This is a genomic window from Aeromonas sp. Y318-3 (assembly GCF_027706185.1).
Taxonomy (GTDB): Bacteria; Pseudomonadota; Gammaproteobacteria; order Enterobacterales; family Aeromonadaceae; genus Aeromonas; species Aeromonas veronii.
This window is the reverse complement of the sequence record NZ_JAPDCN010000007.1, coordinates 86,930-102,729: the sequence shown is the minus strand read 5'-3', so window position 1 is coordinate 102,729 and position 15,800 is coordinate 86,930. Positions and strand designations below refer to the sequence as shown.

Below are 15,800 nucleotides of genomic sequence, written 5' to 3'. Positions count from 1 at the left end.
CACTATCAGGTTCGGGTCAGAGAAGGATGTTCATCACCAACATGGCGCCGAAGGCGTTGAGTACCGAGATGGCGACCATGATGGGGATATAACGCCCTTCGGTGCCGATACAGCCGAGGATGCGGCCCATGTACTGCACCTGGGAGCCCATCAGGTAGATGGCTGGCGCCAGAATGGCGATGTGAGTGCCGTTGAGGATCCCCTGATCGAACAGGGTGATGACCACACCGACTGCACCGCCCATCGACATCCAGGCGCCGATCAGCACGGCTGCCGCCTCACCGGGCAACCCGAAGATGGCCATGACAGGGGAGAAGATGGCGCCCATGGCATCCAGCGCGCCGGTGATCTGCAGCGCCTTGATGATGACGAAGGCCATCAGTACGTTGGGTACGGTGGAGGTGGTGGCGATGACCCAGCCCTTCTTGGCCCCTTCGACGAAGATATCGGTGACGATGGGTTTCTTGATGTTGGCCTGGCTCATTTGGCTTGCTCCTGAGTGTTGAGGGTCTGCTGGGTGTTGTTATCGGTCTGCTTGCCTTCGCTCATATTGAGGTAGACCCGGAACAGGTTGGCCCCGACAAATTTGAAGGCGAACATCACGATGACAGCCAGACCGATGGAGGAGCTGACCGCCGGGCTGCCATCCGCCAGCGTCAGGGTGAACAGCACGGCGCCGGAGGAGAAGAAGTTGACGATGGTGGCACCAGCGGAGAACTGGAACATGGTGAACACGTCGGTTTCACGCTTGGTGATGAGCCCTTCATCCTTGAGCTGACGAGTCATGGCGGCACCGGCATCGGTACTCTGCAGGGAGGCGATCAGCGCCAGACCTGTGTTTCCCGGGATCCCCATCAGTGGGCGCAGCAGCGGGGTCAGCAACTTGCGGGCCGCTTCCAGCGCGCCGTAGTGTTCCAGCACATTGATCATGCCGAGGGCAAACATCACGGTGGGGATCAGGGTCAGGGCAAACAAAAAGCCATCGCGAGCGCCGTTGCCCCCCTTGCCGCGCATGTCGGTCATGGCGGTCTTGATGCCGTCACCATTCTCGCTGACGCTCTGGACCATGGTACCGAACGAACCGTTCAGCGTGGTGAAATCGAATACCCCGTACCACTCGCCGGATTGCAACAGTCCGGAGAAGAAGACCACGGCGAAGGCCAGTGCCAGGTAACTGCCTATGCTCACCGAGCGTGTTTTGTCTGTCATTAGCTAGCTCCATATGAATAATTATTTAATCTGAATAATTATAATTGATATAGATGTCACTAAATTGATGGTGGTCAAAATGGTTTGCTACAAATGACGAATGTATTGGGGTTATGTGACTATGATCGCCATATGCTTGGACGATAATCTGGTTTTTATCGAATTGTTTGAGTGAATAAAAAGCAGGGGCGGGATAGCGGGGCAATAAAAAACCGGGCACGAGGCCCGGTTTGGTCAATCAGTCAGATGTGATTACTGGAGTACCAGTACCATCAGCAGGCCGACACTAATGGCAGATACCAGGAAGGCAAAGCCATAGAACACATAGTGGTGCAGCTTGGTGGTGTGGATCCCCAGATCGTGCAGACCGTGGTAGATACGGTGCATGCCGTGCCAGACTGGCAGGGCGATGATCACCAGCAGGATGCAGGCACCCCACCAGGAGCTGGCGAACGCGTGCACGCGGTCATAGCTCATGGTTTCCACGTCCATGATGCCCATGGGCACCAGCAGACCGGTGATGAGGACAATGACCGGCAGCAGCATGGCAACGACCATGCCACCCGCACCAAACAGACCCCAGTAAATTGGTTCGTCAGAACGTCTCATTGTTTTCTCCTCAGGCCACGATGATCAGGACAAGCAGGGACACCACCGCCAGCGCCACATACTGGGCGAGAACGATCGGCTTCTCCGGTACCAGGTCTTCACCACGGAAGATACGCATGGCTTTCGGCGCCAGGGCGAACCAGGTTTTGGCATGGAACAGGCACGCCGCCAGAGCGACGACATGGAACAGGATGGCGATCGGGCTTTGCAGAGATTCCAGCCAGCCGTTGAACGCTTCCTGACCCTGAACCAGGCGCATCAGGCCCCACATCAGCACAACGGCGTAGATGGAGACGAAGATACTGGTGCCTTCACGGATCATGTAACCGGTGTAGAAGGCGTTCTTCAGCCACCAGTCTTTCTTCATTTCGCGGACGTAAGGTTTACGTTTGCTATCAGTGTTGTTCATGGTCTCAATCCTGCTCTCAATCTGGCTTGAACATGGCGATCATGTAGTCCTTGGCGCTTTCGACCTTGCCAAGCTGGATGGCCGCCGCCGGATCGACGCCCTTCGGGCACACTTCGGAGCAGTAGCCCACGAAGGTACAGCCCCAGACGCCTTCGTCCTGGCTGATGATGCGCATACGCTCTTTGGCGCCGGCATCACGGTTGTCGACGTTGTAGCGATAGGCCAGAGCCAGTGCCGCCGGACCGGTGAACTTCTTGTTGATGCCGTACTGCGGGCAGGCCGCGTAGCAGAGACCACAGTTGATGCACTGGGAGAACTGCTTGTACTGCGCCATCTGGGCCGGAGTCTGGATGTACTCGCCATCACACAGGCTGCGCGGCTCGCTCGGGATGATGTAGGGCTTGATGCTCTCCAGCTTCTCGATGAAGTCGGACATGTCGACCACCAGATCGCGCTCGATCGGGAAGTTGTTGAGCGGCTCGACGGTCATCTTGCCCGGCAGATAGTCGCGCAGGAACGCCTTGCAACCCAGCTTGGGCACACCGTTGACCATCATGCCGCAAGAGCCGCAGATCGCCATCCGGCAGGACCAGCGGAAGCTCAGGGTAGAGTCCAGGTGATCCTTGATGTACTGCAGGGCGTCCAGCAGAGACATCTCTCTCTGGTATGGCACCTGGAAGGTTTGCATCCAGGGCTCGTTATCCTGTTCCGGACGGTAGCGCAGGATCTCAATTTCAATCATCTCAGCCATTCTTCTTAGCCTCGTCTTGTTTCTCACCCTCGGAGCCGTACACGCGTTTTGCCGGCTGGGACTTAGTGATCTTCACATCGGAGTAATCGATGGAGGGCGTTTCGCCATTTTTGTAGAACGAGAGCGTGTGCTTGAGGAAGTTCACGTCATCGCGCTCTTCGTAACCATCCAGACGCTGGTGGGAACCGCGGGACTCTTTACGATTGATGGCGGAGTGCGCCATGGCTTCAGCCACGTCCAGCATGTAACCCAGTTCGATGGCGTACAGCAGATCGGTGTTGAAGACAGAGGACTTGTCGTTGATCTTGACCTTTTTGTAACGGGCTTTCAGCTCGTTGATCTTGTCGATGGTGCCCTGCATCAGCTCTTCGGTACGGTAGATACCGACGCCGGCTTCCATGGACATGCCCAGCTCGTTGCGGATATCGGCCGGGTTTTCGGTACCGTCTACGTCCATCAGGGAGAGGTGCTGCTTGATGAGCGCCTCGGCCTTGGCGGCCAGGGCTTCGGTATTGCCATGCTTCTGAGTCTTGGCAAATTCACCGGCCTGTTCACCAGCCAGCTTGCCGAATACCACGATCTCGGACAGGGAGTTGGAACCCAGACGGTTGGCACCGTGCAGACCGACGGAGGCACATTCGCCCGCGGCGTAGAGGCCGGGCAGACGGGTGGCACACTTGTTGTCTGTCTCGATACCACCCATGGTGTAGTGGGCAGTTGGACGTACCGGGATAGGCTCTTTGGCCGGATCCACGTTGACGTAGGCTTTGGCCAGTTCGCAGATGAACGGCAGACGCTCTTTCAGGTACTTCTCGCCAAGGTGACGCAGGTCGAGGTGAACCACATCGCCCATCGGGCCCTGAATGACGCGGCCTTTCTGCTGCTCTTGCCAGAATGCCTGGGAAACGCGGTCGCGCGGACCCAGCTCCATGTATTTGCTCTTCGGCTGGCCGATCGGCGTTTCCGGGCCCAAGCCGTAGTCTTGCAGGTAGCGGTAGCCATCCTTGTTCAGCAGGACGCCACCCTCACCACGACAACCTTCGGTCATCAGGATGCCGGTGCCCGGCAGACCGGTCGGGTGATACTGGACGAACTCCATATCACGCAGCGGTACGCCGTGACGGTAGGCCAGTGCCATGCCGTCGCCGGTGACGATGCCACCGTTGGTGTTGTAGCGATAGACACGGCCAGCGCCGCCGGTTGCCACGATCACGGATTTGGCCTGGATGAAGCGGGTGATACCGTTCTGGATGTCGAAGGTCAGTACGCCCTGGACACGGCCGTCGTCCACGATCAGATCAAGGCAGAAATGCTCGTCGAAGCGCTTGATGCTCGGGTATTTGACGGAGGTCTGGAACAGGGTGTGCAGAATATGGAAACCGGACTTGTCTGCGGCGAACCAGGTACGCGGAACCTTCATGCCACCAAACGGACGCACGTTGGCTTTACCATCCGGCTTGCGGCTCCATGGGCAACCCCAGTGCTCCAGCTGGATCATCTCTTTGGTTGCGTTGTTGACGAAGTATTCCACTACGTCCTGCTCGCACAGCCAGTCACCACCGGAGACGGTGTCGTTGAAGTGGTTTTCGAGGGAGTCGTCATCACGGACGACACCGGCGGCGCCGCCTTCGGCAGCAACCGTGTGGCTGCGCATCGGGTAAACCTTGGAAATCAGGGCGATGTCCAGGTCTGGCTGTGATTCGGCTATAGCGATAGCGGCGCGTAAGCCGGTACCGCCAGCACCGATGATGGCCACATCGGTCTTGATAATATCCACATCTGCCTCCTTAGGGATAGATTTGCTGGGCACGATTTTGCTCTATGAAAAAAATTCAGGCTTGATGCAAGTCAAACTGCTAGGTTTTATTCCCTTTTTATTGGTTATTTTTCTATAAAACACCCAAATCCCTGGATGAAAATGTCGTTATTATCGTCATTTTTTGGTGTTACTGAGCAGTTGAACACCTAGCTACGAGTACTTTAACTTCTGGATTGTACGTAGTTTTCTTTCAATAAAATGCGAATCACCTCTCTTTTTAGGTACTCGCGAAAAAAATTTTAAGTTTTTTATTGTAATTTTTTAATGAGAATTATTGGCATTCATTCATTCGGATAGAAATAAGTAATCCGAAGTGCGGAGGTGACCACGGCGGTGATCTGATGATTCCAGACGAATTACAAGGATTTCAAGGCGGGGTATTTGGCGGGTAATGTGAGATTACTCACTGAAAATTAAGCGCTATTTAGAAAAATAAAAGGGGCCTGTACGGCCCCTTTTGCTCATGCTCAAATGCGGAACATGCCGACCTGATTGCTCAGTTCACCCGAAATATTTTTAAGTTGTTCAGAGAGATGGCGTGAGCTGTCTGCATCCACTGCCAGTTCGTCCGAGACATCTTTCACTGCCTGAATGTTGCGACTTACTTCGTCGGTGACGGCCCGCTGCTCTTCAGCCGCGCTGGAGATCTGGGTCGCCATGTCGGAGATCTGGTTGATCGAGGTGGTGATCTGCTCCAGCGCATGGGTGGCGTTGTTGGCGTCATCCACGCTGTTCTGGGCCAGCAGCTGGCCTTCGTGCATGGTGCTTACTGCCCCCTGGGTATTGCGTTGCAGGGTTTCGATCATATTGCGGATCTCGACGGTGGAGCTGTGGGTACGCTGTGACAGGACGCGCACCTCGTCGGCTACCACTGCAAAGCCGCGGCCCTGTTCACCGGCACGTGCCGCTTCGATGGCGGCGTTGAGTGCCAGCAGGTTGGTCTGCTCGGCGATGCCCTGAATGGTGGAGAGGATGGTGTTGATCTCCTGAGCGTTTTTCTCCAGTTCCTGAATGATGTTGGAGGCCTGTTCCACCTGGGTGGCCAGATCGGTGATGGAGCGCTGGTTGCGGGCGATCACCTGCTTGCCATGCTCGCAGCTGCTGGAGGAGCTGCGGGCCGCCTCGGCGGTCTGCTCGGCGTTGCTGGCGACCTCGACTGCGGTGGCCGACATCTCGTGTACCGCAGTGGCGATCTGGGAGATCTCGTTTTGCTGGCGTGCCAGCCCCTGATTGGCCTTCTCCGCCATGCTGTGGGAGGACTTGGCCTGCTGATTGAGTTGGCCGGAGGAGTTGGAGATATCCTGCACCATCACATGTATCCGCTCGATAAAGGTGTTGACGTGTTTGGCAACCGCGCCTACTTCATCCTCACGTTCAATCTTGATGCGGCGAGTCAGATCGCCGTTGCCACGGGAGAGATCGGCAATCGCTTCGCCCAGGGTTTTCAGAGGGGCCAGCGAGCCGTTGATGGCGACATAGGAGAAGCCTGCCACGATCAGTATGGTGATAAGCCCCTGAATGAGGGAGGAGGTAACCATGCGGCGTACCGACTGGTAGGCGATCTCTTCATCCACCATCATGCCGTAATACCAGTTGGTATTGGGAATGGCATTAAAGTCGTAGACCTCTTTCTTGCCGCTGATCACCAGCTCGTTGATCATGCCGTCATGGGCGACCTGATTGATGTAGGCGGCAGTCAGTTCCGGTGCCAGAGCGGTAGCGGATTTCAGGCTCAGGGAGGCATCGGGGTGCGCGATGATGGTGCCATTGCTGTCCACCAGCATGGCGTAGGTGCCCTCGGTGGTGACCGCCAGAATATCCGAAATCAGTGAGCTGATGGAGACGTCACCGGCGATGACCCCCTGGGTATTGCCGCGCTGGAACGGCTCGGCAATGGTGACAATCAGCTGGCCGGTGGAGATGTCGGCATAGGGGGCTGTAATGACCAGCTTGCCTGCGGCGGCCGCGTCCTTGTACCAGGGGCGTTGACGTGGGTCATAACCGGCGGGCAAATCGGTTGGTTTGCTCTGGATCATCTTGCCGTCTGCGGTACCGGCATAGACCAGGTCGAAGCCACCGGCATTCATGGACTGGGCCAGATGACTGATGGGCTCATCTTCTTTGGCGAATGCTTCCTTGGTGGTGCTAACCATGCTGATCCGGGAGTCGACCCAGCGGGAGATCCCCTTGACGTTGGCCATGGAGCTTTCGTCGATGATGTTCCAGACCAGTCGCTGGGTCTCGCTGCGCAGTTGCGAGGTGTTGTACCAGACCTGCAGGCAGGTGATCACCAGGATGATGACCCCGATAGCCAGGACAAGCTTGTTTTTAATGGATAAGTTCATAGTTACATCCTTGTGAGCGTCAGTCTGAAGTGTGTGTGGAATCTAGTTATTGTTATGAGCCTCTGTTTATCGGCTGAAGTTGAACTCTTTGTATCCCGGTCAGCTATTTAAAGTTAGTGCCTAAATCAGTGGTTATCCATGCGCGTATCCCCCCCTTACTGCGTCAGAAAACGATCTGGTCGATTGGTGAAGATTCCATCGACCCCCATGCTAGAAAGCGTTTGATAATCTTCTGGATAATCAACGGTATAAACCAGAACTTTGAGCCCCCTGCGATGTGCATCATCGACCAGCGCGGCGTCGATGAAATCAACATCGCAATTGATGGACCAGGCCCCCAGCTCGTCGGCAAACTGCGCCAGGTTGAGCGGCAGGTTGGCGATCAGGGCTCCGAGCCGGATATCGGGCCGCGAGGCGGCAAATCGGGCCAGCTCCGGGTGATGGAAGGAAGAAACCACCCACTGGCCGGGAGTAAAGCCCAGCTCGGCCTCTGCCCGTCGGGTCAGGGCTGCCACCGCATCGGCGGTATGGGTGCCTTTGAGCTCGATGTGCAGCTCGCAGCGTCCGGCGATGATCTCCATCACCTGCCACAGGGTCGGGAGCACCTCTCCCTCACCGGCATCGAGCTGCTCCAGATAGGAGCGGGATTGCTCGGTCAGCACCCCCTTGCCATTGGTGCAGCGCTCCAGCCGCCGGTCGTGGAAGACCCACAACTCGCCATCGGCCGCCTGCACGTCGATCTCGATGGCTGATGCCCCCAGCTCCAGCGCTTTGGCCATCGCCTTGAGAGTGTTTTCGGGGGCCAGGCCGCTGGCGCCACGGTGGGCAATAATTTGCATGTTCTGCTCCTTTTACCTCGCGGATCAGCCGCGGCTCAGGTGAATGTCGATCTGTTGATGGGGCAGGGTAAGTCCCTGCTGCTGCATCTTCTCCAGCACCAGCGAGTGAACCTCGTGGGTGATGGGCATCCGGTGATCCATGTTGTTGACGTAGAGGCGGATCTCGTAGATCAGTGCCGAGTCGGTGAATTCGATCAGGAAGACCTCGGGCGTCGGCGTCTCCAATACCAGGGTCGATGCCTGGATGGACTCCTCCAGAATGCGCTGCACCAGTTTCGGATCCCGGGTCAGGCCGATCCGGATCCGCAGTTTGACCCGGGTGATGGCATCGGAGAGCGACCAGTTGATGAACTGCTCGGTGATGAAGGCCTTGTTGGGCACGATGATCTCCTTGCGATCCCAATCCACTATGGTGGTGGCCCGGGTCTTGATCTTGGTGACGGTGCCGGTGAGATCGCGGATGGTGACGGTGTCACCGAGCCGGATCGGCTTCTCAAACAGGATGATGAGGCCGGAGACAAAGTTGGCGAAGATCTCCTGCAGACCGAAACCCAACCCCACCGAGAGGGCGGCGACCAGCCACTGGGTCTTCGACCAGTCGATGCCGAGCATGGAGAAGCCGGTGAGGGCGCCGATCAGGATCACCAGATACTTGCTGGTGGTCGTGAGGGCAAAGCCGGTACCCGGGGAGAGGCTGAGGTGTTGCAGAAGGGTCAGCTCCATCAGCCCCGGCAGGTTGCGTGCTGTCACCACGGTCAGAATGAAGACGAAGGCGGTCAGCATCAGATCCTGCAAGGTGATGGCCGAGAGCTGCTCGATGCCGCCAATCTTGCTGCTCACCTGCCACACCTCGATATTGCTGAGGAAGCTGAAGGCGGAGTTGAGATCCGACCATTGCACCACCACCAGCATGGTAAAGCCCAGCATCAGCAGGGTGCGCACCAGTCCCAGCGACTGGGCGCTGATGGTATCGAGATCCAGCTCAGTCTCTTCCACCACGTCCGGGGTCTCGGAGCTGAGCTCGTCATGCCCCTCTTCCCGGCCGCGCTGGGCCAGGATCTCGGCCCGCTTGCTCTTGGCACGCTCGAAGGCGAGGCGGCGGCGCTGGATCAGCATCCAGCGTCTGGCCAGATAGTAGACCAGCAGGCAACCCAGCCCCATCAGCAGGCTAAGCTCCAGCTGGCGCAGCAGGGTGCGCGAGGTATAGAAGTAGCCAAACAGGGCGCCAATCACCGCCAGCAGCGGCGCCAGCATCAGGCTGTTCCAGATGAAGTGGTGCAGCAGATGGGGCTTGGTCATGTCGGTCTGGCCCCAGGTGAGTGGCAGCCGCTCCCGGTTGAGGCGGGCAAAGAATAGCAGCAGCCAGAGTGCACCGATCATGAAGGCCATCCGGCCGAGGGAGTCGTAGAAGGCGTGCTCCTGATAGCTGTTGGCCATCCCCTGCACAAAGAAACTCGGGATCAGCACCAGCAGCAGGGTGCGAAACTGCCCCCACACCTTTTGCACCTGTTCCCGGGGCCAGCGGAAGTGGTGGATCAAAATCCCCCGCTCCAGTGTCAGATGGCGGGCCATCACCAGCGCCAGCAGCAGGAACCAGATCTCGCCAAGACCGCGCGCCACCGCCACCGCAAACGGGTATTGCCAGGCCCCTTCGAGCAGGCCGCGCACCATCAGCACCATGGCGGGCAAGGGGAGGGCGGCAAGCAGGGAGCGCAGCAGCAAGCGGCTGGTGAGGCTGAATTTGTCCTGAGTTACCTTGCCGATCCGCGGCGCAATACGGTCGCAATAGAGGCTCAGGTGACGGGCCAGCTTGAACCAGCTCCAGGCCAGCACCAGCAGCCCAATACCGGCCAGCGTGAGGCTCAGCGGGCTATTTTCGGCGATGGCGTAGGGCAGTTGCAGCCAGTTATCCGGGTTGAAGGCCAGGGTTAGCGCGGCGGGAATGCCGAGCATCACCTGTGGGGTAAAGGGGCGCACATCGGGCATCCAGAATAGGTGGCTGGCGCTTATTTCGCGGATCTCGTCGATCTTGCTGTTCTGGCGGCTGTAGAGCAGTTTGAGGCGGGTCTGCTCCTGAATGAGGGTGTCTGAGGCGTCGTTGAGCCGGGTCAGCAGTTGGCGCCGGGCCTTGAGCAGGTTGTCGAGCACCGCTTGCTGCGGCCGATCCAGCGTCACCTCCTCTTCGGCCATCAGCTTGTCGCGCAGCTGGCGGGTATCCTTGAGCCCATCCTGCTCGCTCTCGTACTGGTACTTGGCCATGCGGGCGCTGACGATGGCGGATTCCAGCTTGTCGAGGGGGAACTGGGGAGGCAGATCGGAGAGTTTGCTGCGCAGGTTCTCGCCGTAGGCATTACTGATCTGCAACCACTCCAGCTGTTCGCGTACCGAGTTGACCAGCTCATTCAGTTCAAACAGATTCTTGTCGACAGTGCGCTGCTCATCCTGCACCCGCTCAATCTGATCTTCCAGTGTGCCGAGCTGGATGGAGAGCGCCTGATTCTGCTGTTGCTGCTCCAGCAGCAGCGGCATGTCGGTGGTGAGTTGTTTGCGCAGCCGTTCGCTCTCCTCCAGCGCCTGCTCGGTCTTCTCCCTACGCAGCTGGTTCTGCTGGGTCAGCAGGCTGGCTTGCCACTCATCCTCGTCGGCGATGGCCAGATTGAGCTCCTGCAGCTTCAGCTTGCCGAGATCGTTGCGCTGCTGGGCCGAGAGTTGCTCCAGCTCCAGCATCTGGATCCGGTCGGAGAGGCTCTGCTCCTTCATTCTGGTCAGCAGCAGTTGTGCCTCCTGCTGGCGATCCGATTCGCTGCTGAAGCTCAGTCGCTCCAGCTGGCTGCGGGTCAGTTGCAGCTGTTTGCGCAGCTCGTCCACCCGCAGGTGATACTCCTGACCGGTGCTCTCCAGCTGGTTGAGGCTGTCCATCACCCCCTGCCGCTCCTTGCGCAGGTTGAGCTGGCGGTTGCTGCTAAGGCCAATGGCCTGGCGCAGCGCCTCCTCCTTGAGGCTCGCCAGCGGCGGGCGAGCAGCGGGCTGATAGTTGTGCAGACTCTCCTTGAGGCGCGCCGACTCCTTGGGGTAATCGATGAGGATCTGCTGATAGGCTTTGCTCTGCTCCCGGTAGCGCTCGGCCTCTCTGGCAAATTGCAGCGCCTGCTGGTAGCTCTCCCGCAGCTTCTGGTTTTCCGGGGTATCGCTCTTGGGCACGCTCTGCAACAGGGATTCGGCCTGGGCAATGGCATCGTCGGCGCGCACGGCTGGCGGCAACAAGATAAGGGAGAGCAGCAAGAGGGTGAGCAGGCGTTGCAACATGAGGCTCGTTTCCGTTCAGAAGAGGTGGCCCTAGCCTAAAACAGGGCAGGGAGGCGGGTAAAGCAGTCTATATTAATGATTCATAACACAAATAACAGGAAGTCGTGCTGCCGTTTCGCTATGATCCCGGCCGCTTTCTCTCCACCGAGTCGAATATGTCAGCTGTTGATCTGGGCACAGCCCCGCTATCTCGCCTTTTCTGGCGTTACGTAACCCCGACCGTGGCGGCCATGCTGATCACTGGCATCTATGTCACCATCGATGGCATCTTCGTTGGCCATGTGCTGGGTCAGGATGGCATGGCCGGTTTGATGCTGGCTTATCCCATCTGCGCCGTGCTCTATGCGGTGGGGGCGCTGATCGGCATGGGGGCCTCATCGCTGGTCTCCTTCTATCTGGGGCAGGGCAACCCGGCCAAAGCCCGCCATATCGTCGGCAATGCCCTGGTGATGGTGTTGTTAGCCTCGGCACTGCTCAGTTTTATCGGGATCCGTTATGGCGAGCCCATGCTGGCCTGGATGGGGGCGGAGGGGGAGATCTTCACCGCCGGGCTCTCCTACCTGCAGGCCTACGCCTGGCTCGGCGTCTTTGCGGTGCTGTCGATGGCGTTCAGCTCGCTGCTGCGCAACGATGGCCGCCCTGGCTTTGTCACCCTCATCATGGTAGTCGGGGGGCTGCTCAACGTGCTGCTCGACTATCTGCTGATGGTGGTGTTTCCGTTCGGACTGGCCGGGGTGGCGACGGCCACCATGCTCTCCCAGGCAGTGACGGGCCTTGCCTGCCTGTGGCACTTCTTCACGCCGCGCAGCCAGCTGCGGATAAGCTGGGACACCTTGCGCCCCGATCTGCGGCTGATGGGCGAAACGGTGCGCCTCGGGGTCTCCAGTTTTCTGATGTACCTCTATCTCTCGGTAGTGCTGGCGCTGCACAACAAGGCGTTGCTGGCGGTCGGCACTTCGCTGCATGTGGCGGCCTACGGGGTGATCAGTTACACCGAGGCCTTCTTCTATCTGGTGTTTGAGGGGATCGCCATGGGTATCCAGCCCATCGCCAGCTTTAATGCGGGTGCCGGTCACTGGCGGAGGGTGCTGCGGATCCGCAATCTGGCACTCGGAGTGACGCTGGGGATCGCCCTGTGCGCCATGTTCCCGCTCTATCTGTGGCCGGAGGCGGCGGTCTATCTGTTTGCCGGCGACAACGCCACCTTGCTGCCGGTGGCGAGTCTCGGGATCTGGCTCTACTTCTGGGGGCTGCCGATGGAGGGCTTGCTGCTGGTGGGGGCCACCTACTTCCAGGCCATCAATCGGGCTCGCATCGCCTCCCTGCTCACCGGCGGCAAGCTGGTGCTGATCGGCGGTTTCTTGTGGGGATTCTCGACCCTGTGGGGCGTGCCCGGCGTCTGGCTGGCATTGCCAACGTGCAGCTCATTGCTGGTGTTGGTGATGTGGCGGGCGATGCGTCGGGAGTCTGGCGCCCACGCGCTGGCCGGATAGGTAATCAGGTTCGACGTGCAGATAGCAGACAGGCAGCCATGGGCTGCCTGTCTTGTTAGAGGATGTTTTGTTAACGGGCTCTGCCGATTCAGGGCTTGAAGGCGCCGATAAAGATGGCGGGATCGACCCGGGTGTCGTTGAGGCTGACGTTCCAGTGCATATGGGGGCCGGTAGCGCGGCCGGTCGAACCGACTCGCCCGACGATGCCGCCACGCGGCAGGCTCTGACCGAGCTTCACATCGATCTTCGACATATGGCAGAACATGCTGATGAGCCCCTGACCGTGGTCGACAAAGACGGTATTGCCATTGAAGAAGTAGTTGCCGATCAGGATCACCTTGCCGGCGGCGGGGGACTTGATCGGGGTGCCGGCGCCGACGGCGAAGTCGAGGCCGGAGTGGGGATTGCGCTCCTCGCCATTGAAGAAACGACGCAGGCCAAACGGGCTGGAGAGGGGGCCGTTGACCGGCTTGTCGAACATCAGGTTGCTCGGCTGGTTGGGGCTGAAGGTCTGCTAAGCCCGGGTCTGCTCCGCCAGCTCGCGGTTGATGCGGGTCATATCCTCGGCGAGCGGATTGACCTGACGGCTGTTCTTAAGCTTGATGTGCTGCTCGCGGTAGTGCTTGGGGGTCACGGTGAAGCCGAGAGTACGGCCATCACCTGTGCTCAGTTGCTGGGCGCCGGGCGTGCTTTTCAGAGAGATGCCGACGATGGCGATCCACTGGTTGTCTTCGCGCACTACCAGCACGGGTTTGTCATGATAGCGTGCCGTGGGGGCAGTGGGTGACGCGCCAAGAGGGATCACCGCAACGCCACCCGGCACCGGATGGTTGAGCAGGCGACTGATAAAACCCTCGGCCAGGGCTGACTGGCTGGCCAGTAACAACAACAGACAACAAACAACTCTCATGACGATACCACTCGATGTTAAAGCGCCCGGGATGGCGGGATGACAACCTCCTGTCCGGCATTCGTCGATCACTAAAGGGTGACCACGGCACGCTGGCCACGACAGGTGCGGCTGGGGGAGGGAGCAGATTGTGCCTCGTTATGGTCGAGGCAGCCAGAGGCGGGGCGTGGCTGACGCCCATTTTGTGCATAGCTGCGTCAGGTTTTATGTCGTGGTCGGGCCGCTTCGCCATTGAGTCGCCCCCGCCCTGGCTCTAGAATCGGCTTCCGGCACTGATGCCACCGACACTCCGAGGAGACGATATGAACGGATTACCCCCTTTGCGCACCACTCCGGCCCGGTACACGACAGGTCGTGGCTGGCTCTGGGTTCGCAGCGGGTTCGATATCTTCAACAAGGGGATGGGGATCAGCGTGGCCATGGTGCTGGTCTGGTTTATGGTGGGTATGCTGCTGGAGCAACTGCCGGCGGGTGGCCTTATCTCCCAGCTGCTCTACATGGTGTGGGGCGCGGGTTGGGTGGCGGTCGCCGCTCGGGGTTATCGGGGGGAGCCGCTGCAGTTTGCCGATCTCTTCGCCGGTTTTCGCCACAAGCTGACCCCGCTGATGCTAGGCGGTCTGCTGGTGTTGCTGCTGTTCAGCCTGGTGGGCCTCGTCTGTCTCGGTCTGCTCTCCATGTGGGGGCTGCTCCCGCTGCTGACGCAGGATCCCGAGAGCATGGTGGTCTCAGCCAGCCAGTTGCAACAACTGCTGCTGGTATTGCTGGTGGGGATGCTGCTCATCATTCCCGTGCTGATGGGGGTCACCTTTGCTCCGGCGCTGATCTACCACCACGATATCGGCATCATCCAGGCGGTACGGCTGAGCTTCTTCGGCTGCTGGCGCAATATGTGGCCCTTCTTCTGGTGGGGACTGCTCTCAGCCATGTTGTTGCTGTTTGGCGCTGTGCTGTTACTGGTAGGTCTGCTGGTGGTGATCCCGGCGCTCAACTACTCCATCTATGTGGCTTATCGGGATATTTTCCTGGACGAGAGTGCGCAGCCGGAAGCGCCGCACTCAGAACCATTCGGATTTGAAGCCTGATCAACTGATGAAGATGAAGAAGGGGCCCACAGCGGCCCCTTCGTTATGTTTGGGTGTGCGGAGTGCTTACTCCTGCCAGATGGGATCCGCCGCCATGCGGGCCAGCAGAAAATCGAGGAAGCTGCGCAGCAGTGGCGACATCTGCTTGCGGGTGGCATACACCCCGTAGACGCCGAGGCGCTTGGGCTGCCAGTCGGTCAGCAGGGGCACCAGTTCCCCGCGCTCCAGATAGGGTTGTGCCGAGTAGCGGGGTTGCAGGCTGATCCCGGCACCTTCAAGCGTTGCTTCCAGCAGCAGGTTGGAGATATTGGCGCTCAGGTTACCGCTGACCGGCACTGACTCGGGACCGTCCGGTCCATTGAACTCCCACAGGCTCTTGCCAAAGTAGGTGTAGGTGAGGCAGTTGTGCAGCGCCAAATCCTGCACCTTGTGTGGCATTGGATGACGGGCCAGATAGGCCGGGCTGGCACAGACTACCGAGTGGCAGGTGCCGAGACGACGCGCCACCAGATTGGGGTCGAGGTCGTTGGTGATGCGCACCGCCAGATCGATCCGCTCCTCCACCAGATTGACGGTTCTGTCGAGCAGCAGAATGTCGATGGCCGTCCCCGGGTATTGCGCCAGATAGTCGTTAGCAGCCCCGACCAGCAAGGCTTCCGACAGGGAGTAGCTGCTGGTGATCCGCAGTTGTCCCTTGGGGGCGTCATCCCCCTTCACGGCGATCTGCTCCATCTCTTCGCCGAGCGCCAGCATGGCGCGGGCCCGGTTCAGCGCCTCCTCTCCCGGTCCGGTCAGACTCAGACGACGGGTGGTGCGGTGCAGCAGGCGGGCGCCCATCCAGCTCTCCAGCTCGGCCAGATAGCGCGACACCATGGCGCGCGACATATCCAGTTTCTCTCCGGCGCCGCTCAGGCTCCCTTGTTCGACTACGCTGACAAAGACCCGCAAGGCGGTCAGTCGATCCATGTATGGCTCTCTATATGTTCGATATGTGCAACAGTGATGCGCTTTTTATGCTGTATTTGCAC

General features: G+C 59.1%; 12 protein-coding genes and 1 pseudogene. 2 read left to right on the top strand and 11 right to left on the bottom strand.

All coding sequences use genetic code 11. The features are described from left to right. Positions 1-16: 16 nt before the first annotated feature. From OKB77_RS11570 to mscM, 9 genes are all read right to left on the bottom strand, one after another. A complete protein-coding gene (locus OKB77_RS11570) occupies positions 17-484 on the bottom strand; it encodes a YjiG family protein (protein WP_005335063.1) in 468 nt (155 codons plus the stop codon). Then, the gene (locus tag OKB77_RS11565) at positions 481-1,209 is read right to left on the bottom strand and encodes a nucleoside recognition domain-containing protein (RefSeq protein WP_005335061.1); all 729 of its coding nucleotides are present in this window, start codon (positions 1,207-1,209) and stop codon (positions 481-483) included. Before OKB77_RS11565 ends, OKB77_RS11570 begins: the two co-directional genes overlap by 4 nt. A gap of 252 nt (positions 1,210-1,461) precedes the next feature. After that, positions 1,462-1,818 carry a fumarate reductase subunit FrdD gene (frdD, locus tag OKB77_RS11560; RefSeq protein ID WP_005335059.1) on the bottom strand — a complete coding sequence of 119 codons (357 nt, stop codon included), beginning with the start codon at positions 1,816-1,818 and terminating at the stop codon, positions 1,462-1,464. Between the two features lie 10 nt (positions 1,819-1,828). Continuing rightward, positions 1,829-2,227, bottom strand: a complete 399-nt coding sequence (locus tag OKB77_RS11555) for a hypothetical protein (RefSeq protein WP_005335058.1) — start codon at positions 2,225-2,227, stop codon at positions 1,829-1,831. A 16-nt stretch (positions 2,228-2,243) separates the two neighbouring features. Further along, positions 2,244-2,978, bottom strand: coding sequence for a succinate dehydrogenase/fumarate reductase iron-sulfur subunit (locus OKB77_RS11550; protein WP_005335057.1), 735 nt, complete (start codon positions 2,976-2,978; stop codon positions 2,244-2,246). Beyond that, positions 2,971-4,755 carry a fumarate reductase (quinol) flavoprotein subunit gene (gene frdA / locus OKB77_RS11545; RefSeq protein ID WP_005335056.1) on the bottom strand — a complete coding sequence of 595 codons (1,785 nt, stop codon included), beginning with the start codon at positions 4,753-4,755 and terminating at the stop codon, positions 2,971-2,973. Before frdA ends, OKB77_RS11550 begins: the two co-directional genes overlap by 8 nt. 509 nt (positions 4,756-5,264) lie before the next feature. Beyond that, entirely contained in the window at positions 5,265-7,142 is a 1,878-nt protein-coding gene (locus OKB77_RS11540; protein ID WP_021229777.1) for a methyl-accepting chemotaxis protein, read from the bottom strand. 155 nt (positions 7,143-7,297) lie between these two features. Then, complete coding sequence (locus OKB77_RS11535; protein WP_270817681.1) at positions 7,298-7,981, bottom strand: glycerophosphodiester phosphodiesterase; 684 nt, start codon at positions 7,979-7,981, stop codon at positions 7,298-7,300. 24 nt (positions 7,982-8,005) lie between these two features. Continuing rightward, positions 8,006-11,287, bottom strand: a complete 3,282-nt coding sequence (mscM, locus tag OKB77_RS11530) for a miniconductance mechanosensitive channel MscM (protein WP_270817680.1) — start codon at positions 11,285-11,287, stop codon at positions 8,006-8,008. Positions 11,288-11,442: 155 nt separating this feature from the next. Here mscM and OKB77_RS11525 point away from each other — a divergent pair, with 155 nt between their 5' ends. Continuing rightward, entirely contained in the window at positions 11,443-12,780 is a 1,338-nt protein-coding gene (locus tag OKB77_RS11525) for an MATE family efflux transporter (RefSeq protein ID WP_106842912.1), read from the top strand. Positions 12,781-12,868: 88 nt separating this feature from the next. Here OKB77_RS11525 and OKB77_RS11520 read toward each other — a convergent pair. Next, a pseudogene (locus tag OKB77_RS11520) lies at positions 12,869-13,690 on the bottom strand (peptidoglycan DD-metalloendopeptidase family protein). A 302-nt stretch (positions 13,691-13,992) separates the two neighbouring features. Between OKB77_RS11520 and OKB77_RS11515 the strand changes: the two are divergent. After that, on the top strand, positions 13,993-14,772 hold the full coding sequence (locus tag OKB77_RS11515) for a BPSS1780 family membrane protein (RefSeq protein ID WP_005362278.1): 780 nt from the start codon (positions 13,993-13,995) through the stop codon (positions 14,770-14,772). Between the two features lie 66 nt (positions 14,773-14,838). Here the strand turns inward: OKB77_RS11515 and OKB77_RS11510 are convergent, their stop codons facing one another. Continuing rightward, a complete protein-coding gene (locus OKB77_RS11510) occupies positions 14,839-15,738 on the bottom strand; it encodes a LysR family transcriptional regulator (protein WP_005362277.1) in 900 nt (299 codons plus the stop codon). Positions 15,739-15,800 lie beyond the last annotated feature (62 nt).

Excerpts from the sequence above, each read along its gene's own strand:
- mscM (WP_270817680.1), bottom strand. The coding sequence starts at position 11,287 with ATGTTGCAACGCCTGCTCACCCTCTTGCTGCTCTCCCTTATCTTGTTG.
- OKB77_RS11525 (WP_106842912.1), top strand. The coding sequence starts at position 11,443 with ATGTCAGCTGTTGATCTGGGCACAGCCCCGCTATCTCGCCTTTTCTGG.
- OKB77_RS11540 (WP_021229777.1), bottom strand. The coding sequence starts at position 7,142 with ATGAACTTATCCATTAAAAACAAGCTTGTCCTGGCTATCGGGGTCATC.
- OKB77_RS11555 (WP_005335058.1), bottom strand. The coding sequence starts at position 2,227 with ATGAACAACACTGATAGCAAACGTAAACCTTACGTCCGCGAAATGAAG.
- OKB77_RS11535 (WP_270817681.1), bottom strand. The coding sequence starts at position 7,981 with ATGCAAATTATTGCCCACCGTGGCGCCAGCGGCCTGGCCCCCGAAAAC.
- OKB77_RS11510 (WP_005362277.1), bottom strand. The coding sequence starts at position 15,738 with ATGGATCGACTGACCGCCTTGCGGGTCTTTGTCAGCGTAGTCGAACAA.
- frdD (WP_005335059.1), bottom strand. The coding sequence starts at position 1,818 with ATGAGACGTTCTGACGAACCAATTTACTGGGGTCTGTTTGGTGCGGGT.
- OKB77_RS11565 (WP_005335061.1), bottom strand. The coding sequence starts at position 1,209 with ATGACAGACAAAACACGCTCGGTGAGCATAGGCAGTTACCTGGCACTG.
- OKB77_RS11570 (WP_005335063.1), bottom strand. The coding sequence starts at position 484 with ATGAGCCAGGCCAACATCAAGAAACCCATCGTCACCGATATCTTCGTC.
- OKB77_RS11550 (WP_005335057.1), bottom strand. The coding sequence starts at position 2,978 with ATGGCTGAGATGATTGAAATTGAGATCCTGCGCTACCGTCCGGAACAG.
- OKB77_RS11515 (WP_005362278.1), top strand. The coding sequence starts at position 13,993 with ATGAACGGATTACCCCCTTTGCGCACCACTCCGGCCCGGTACACGACA.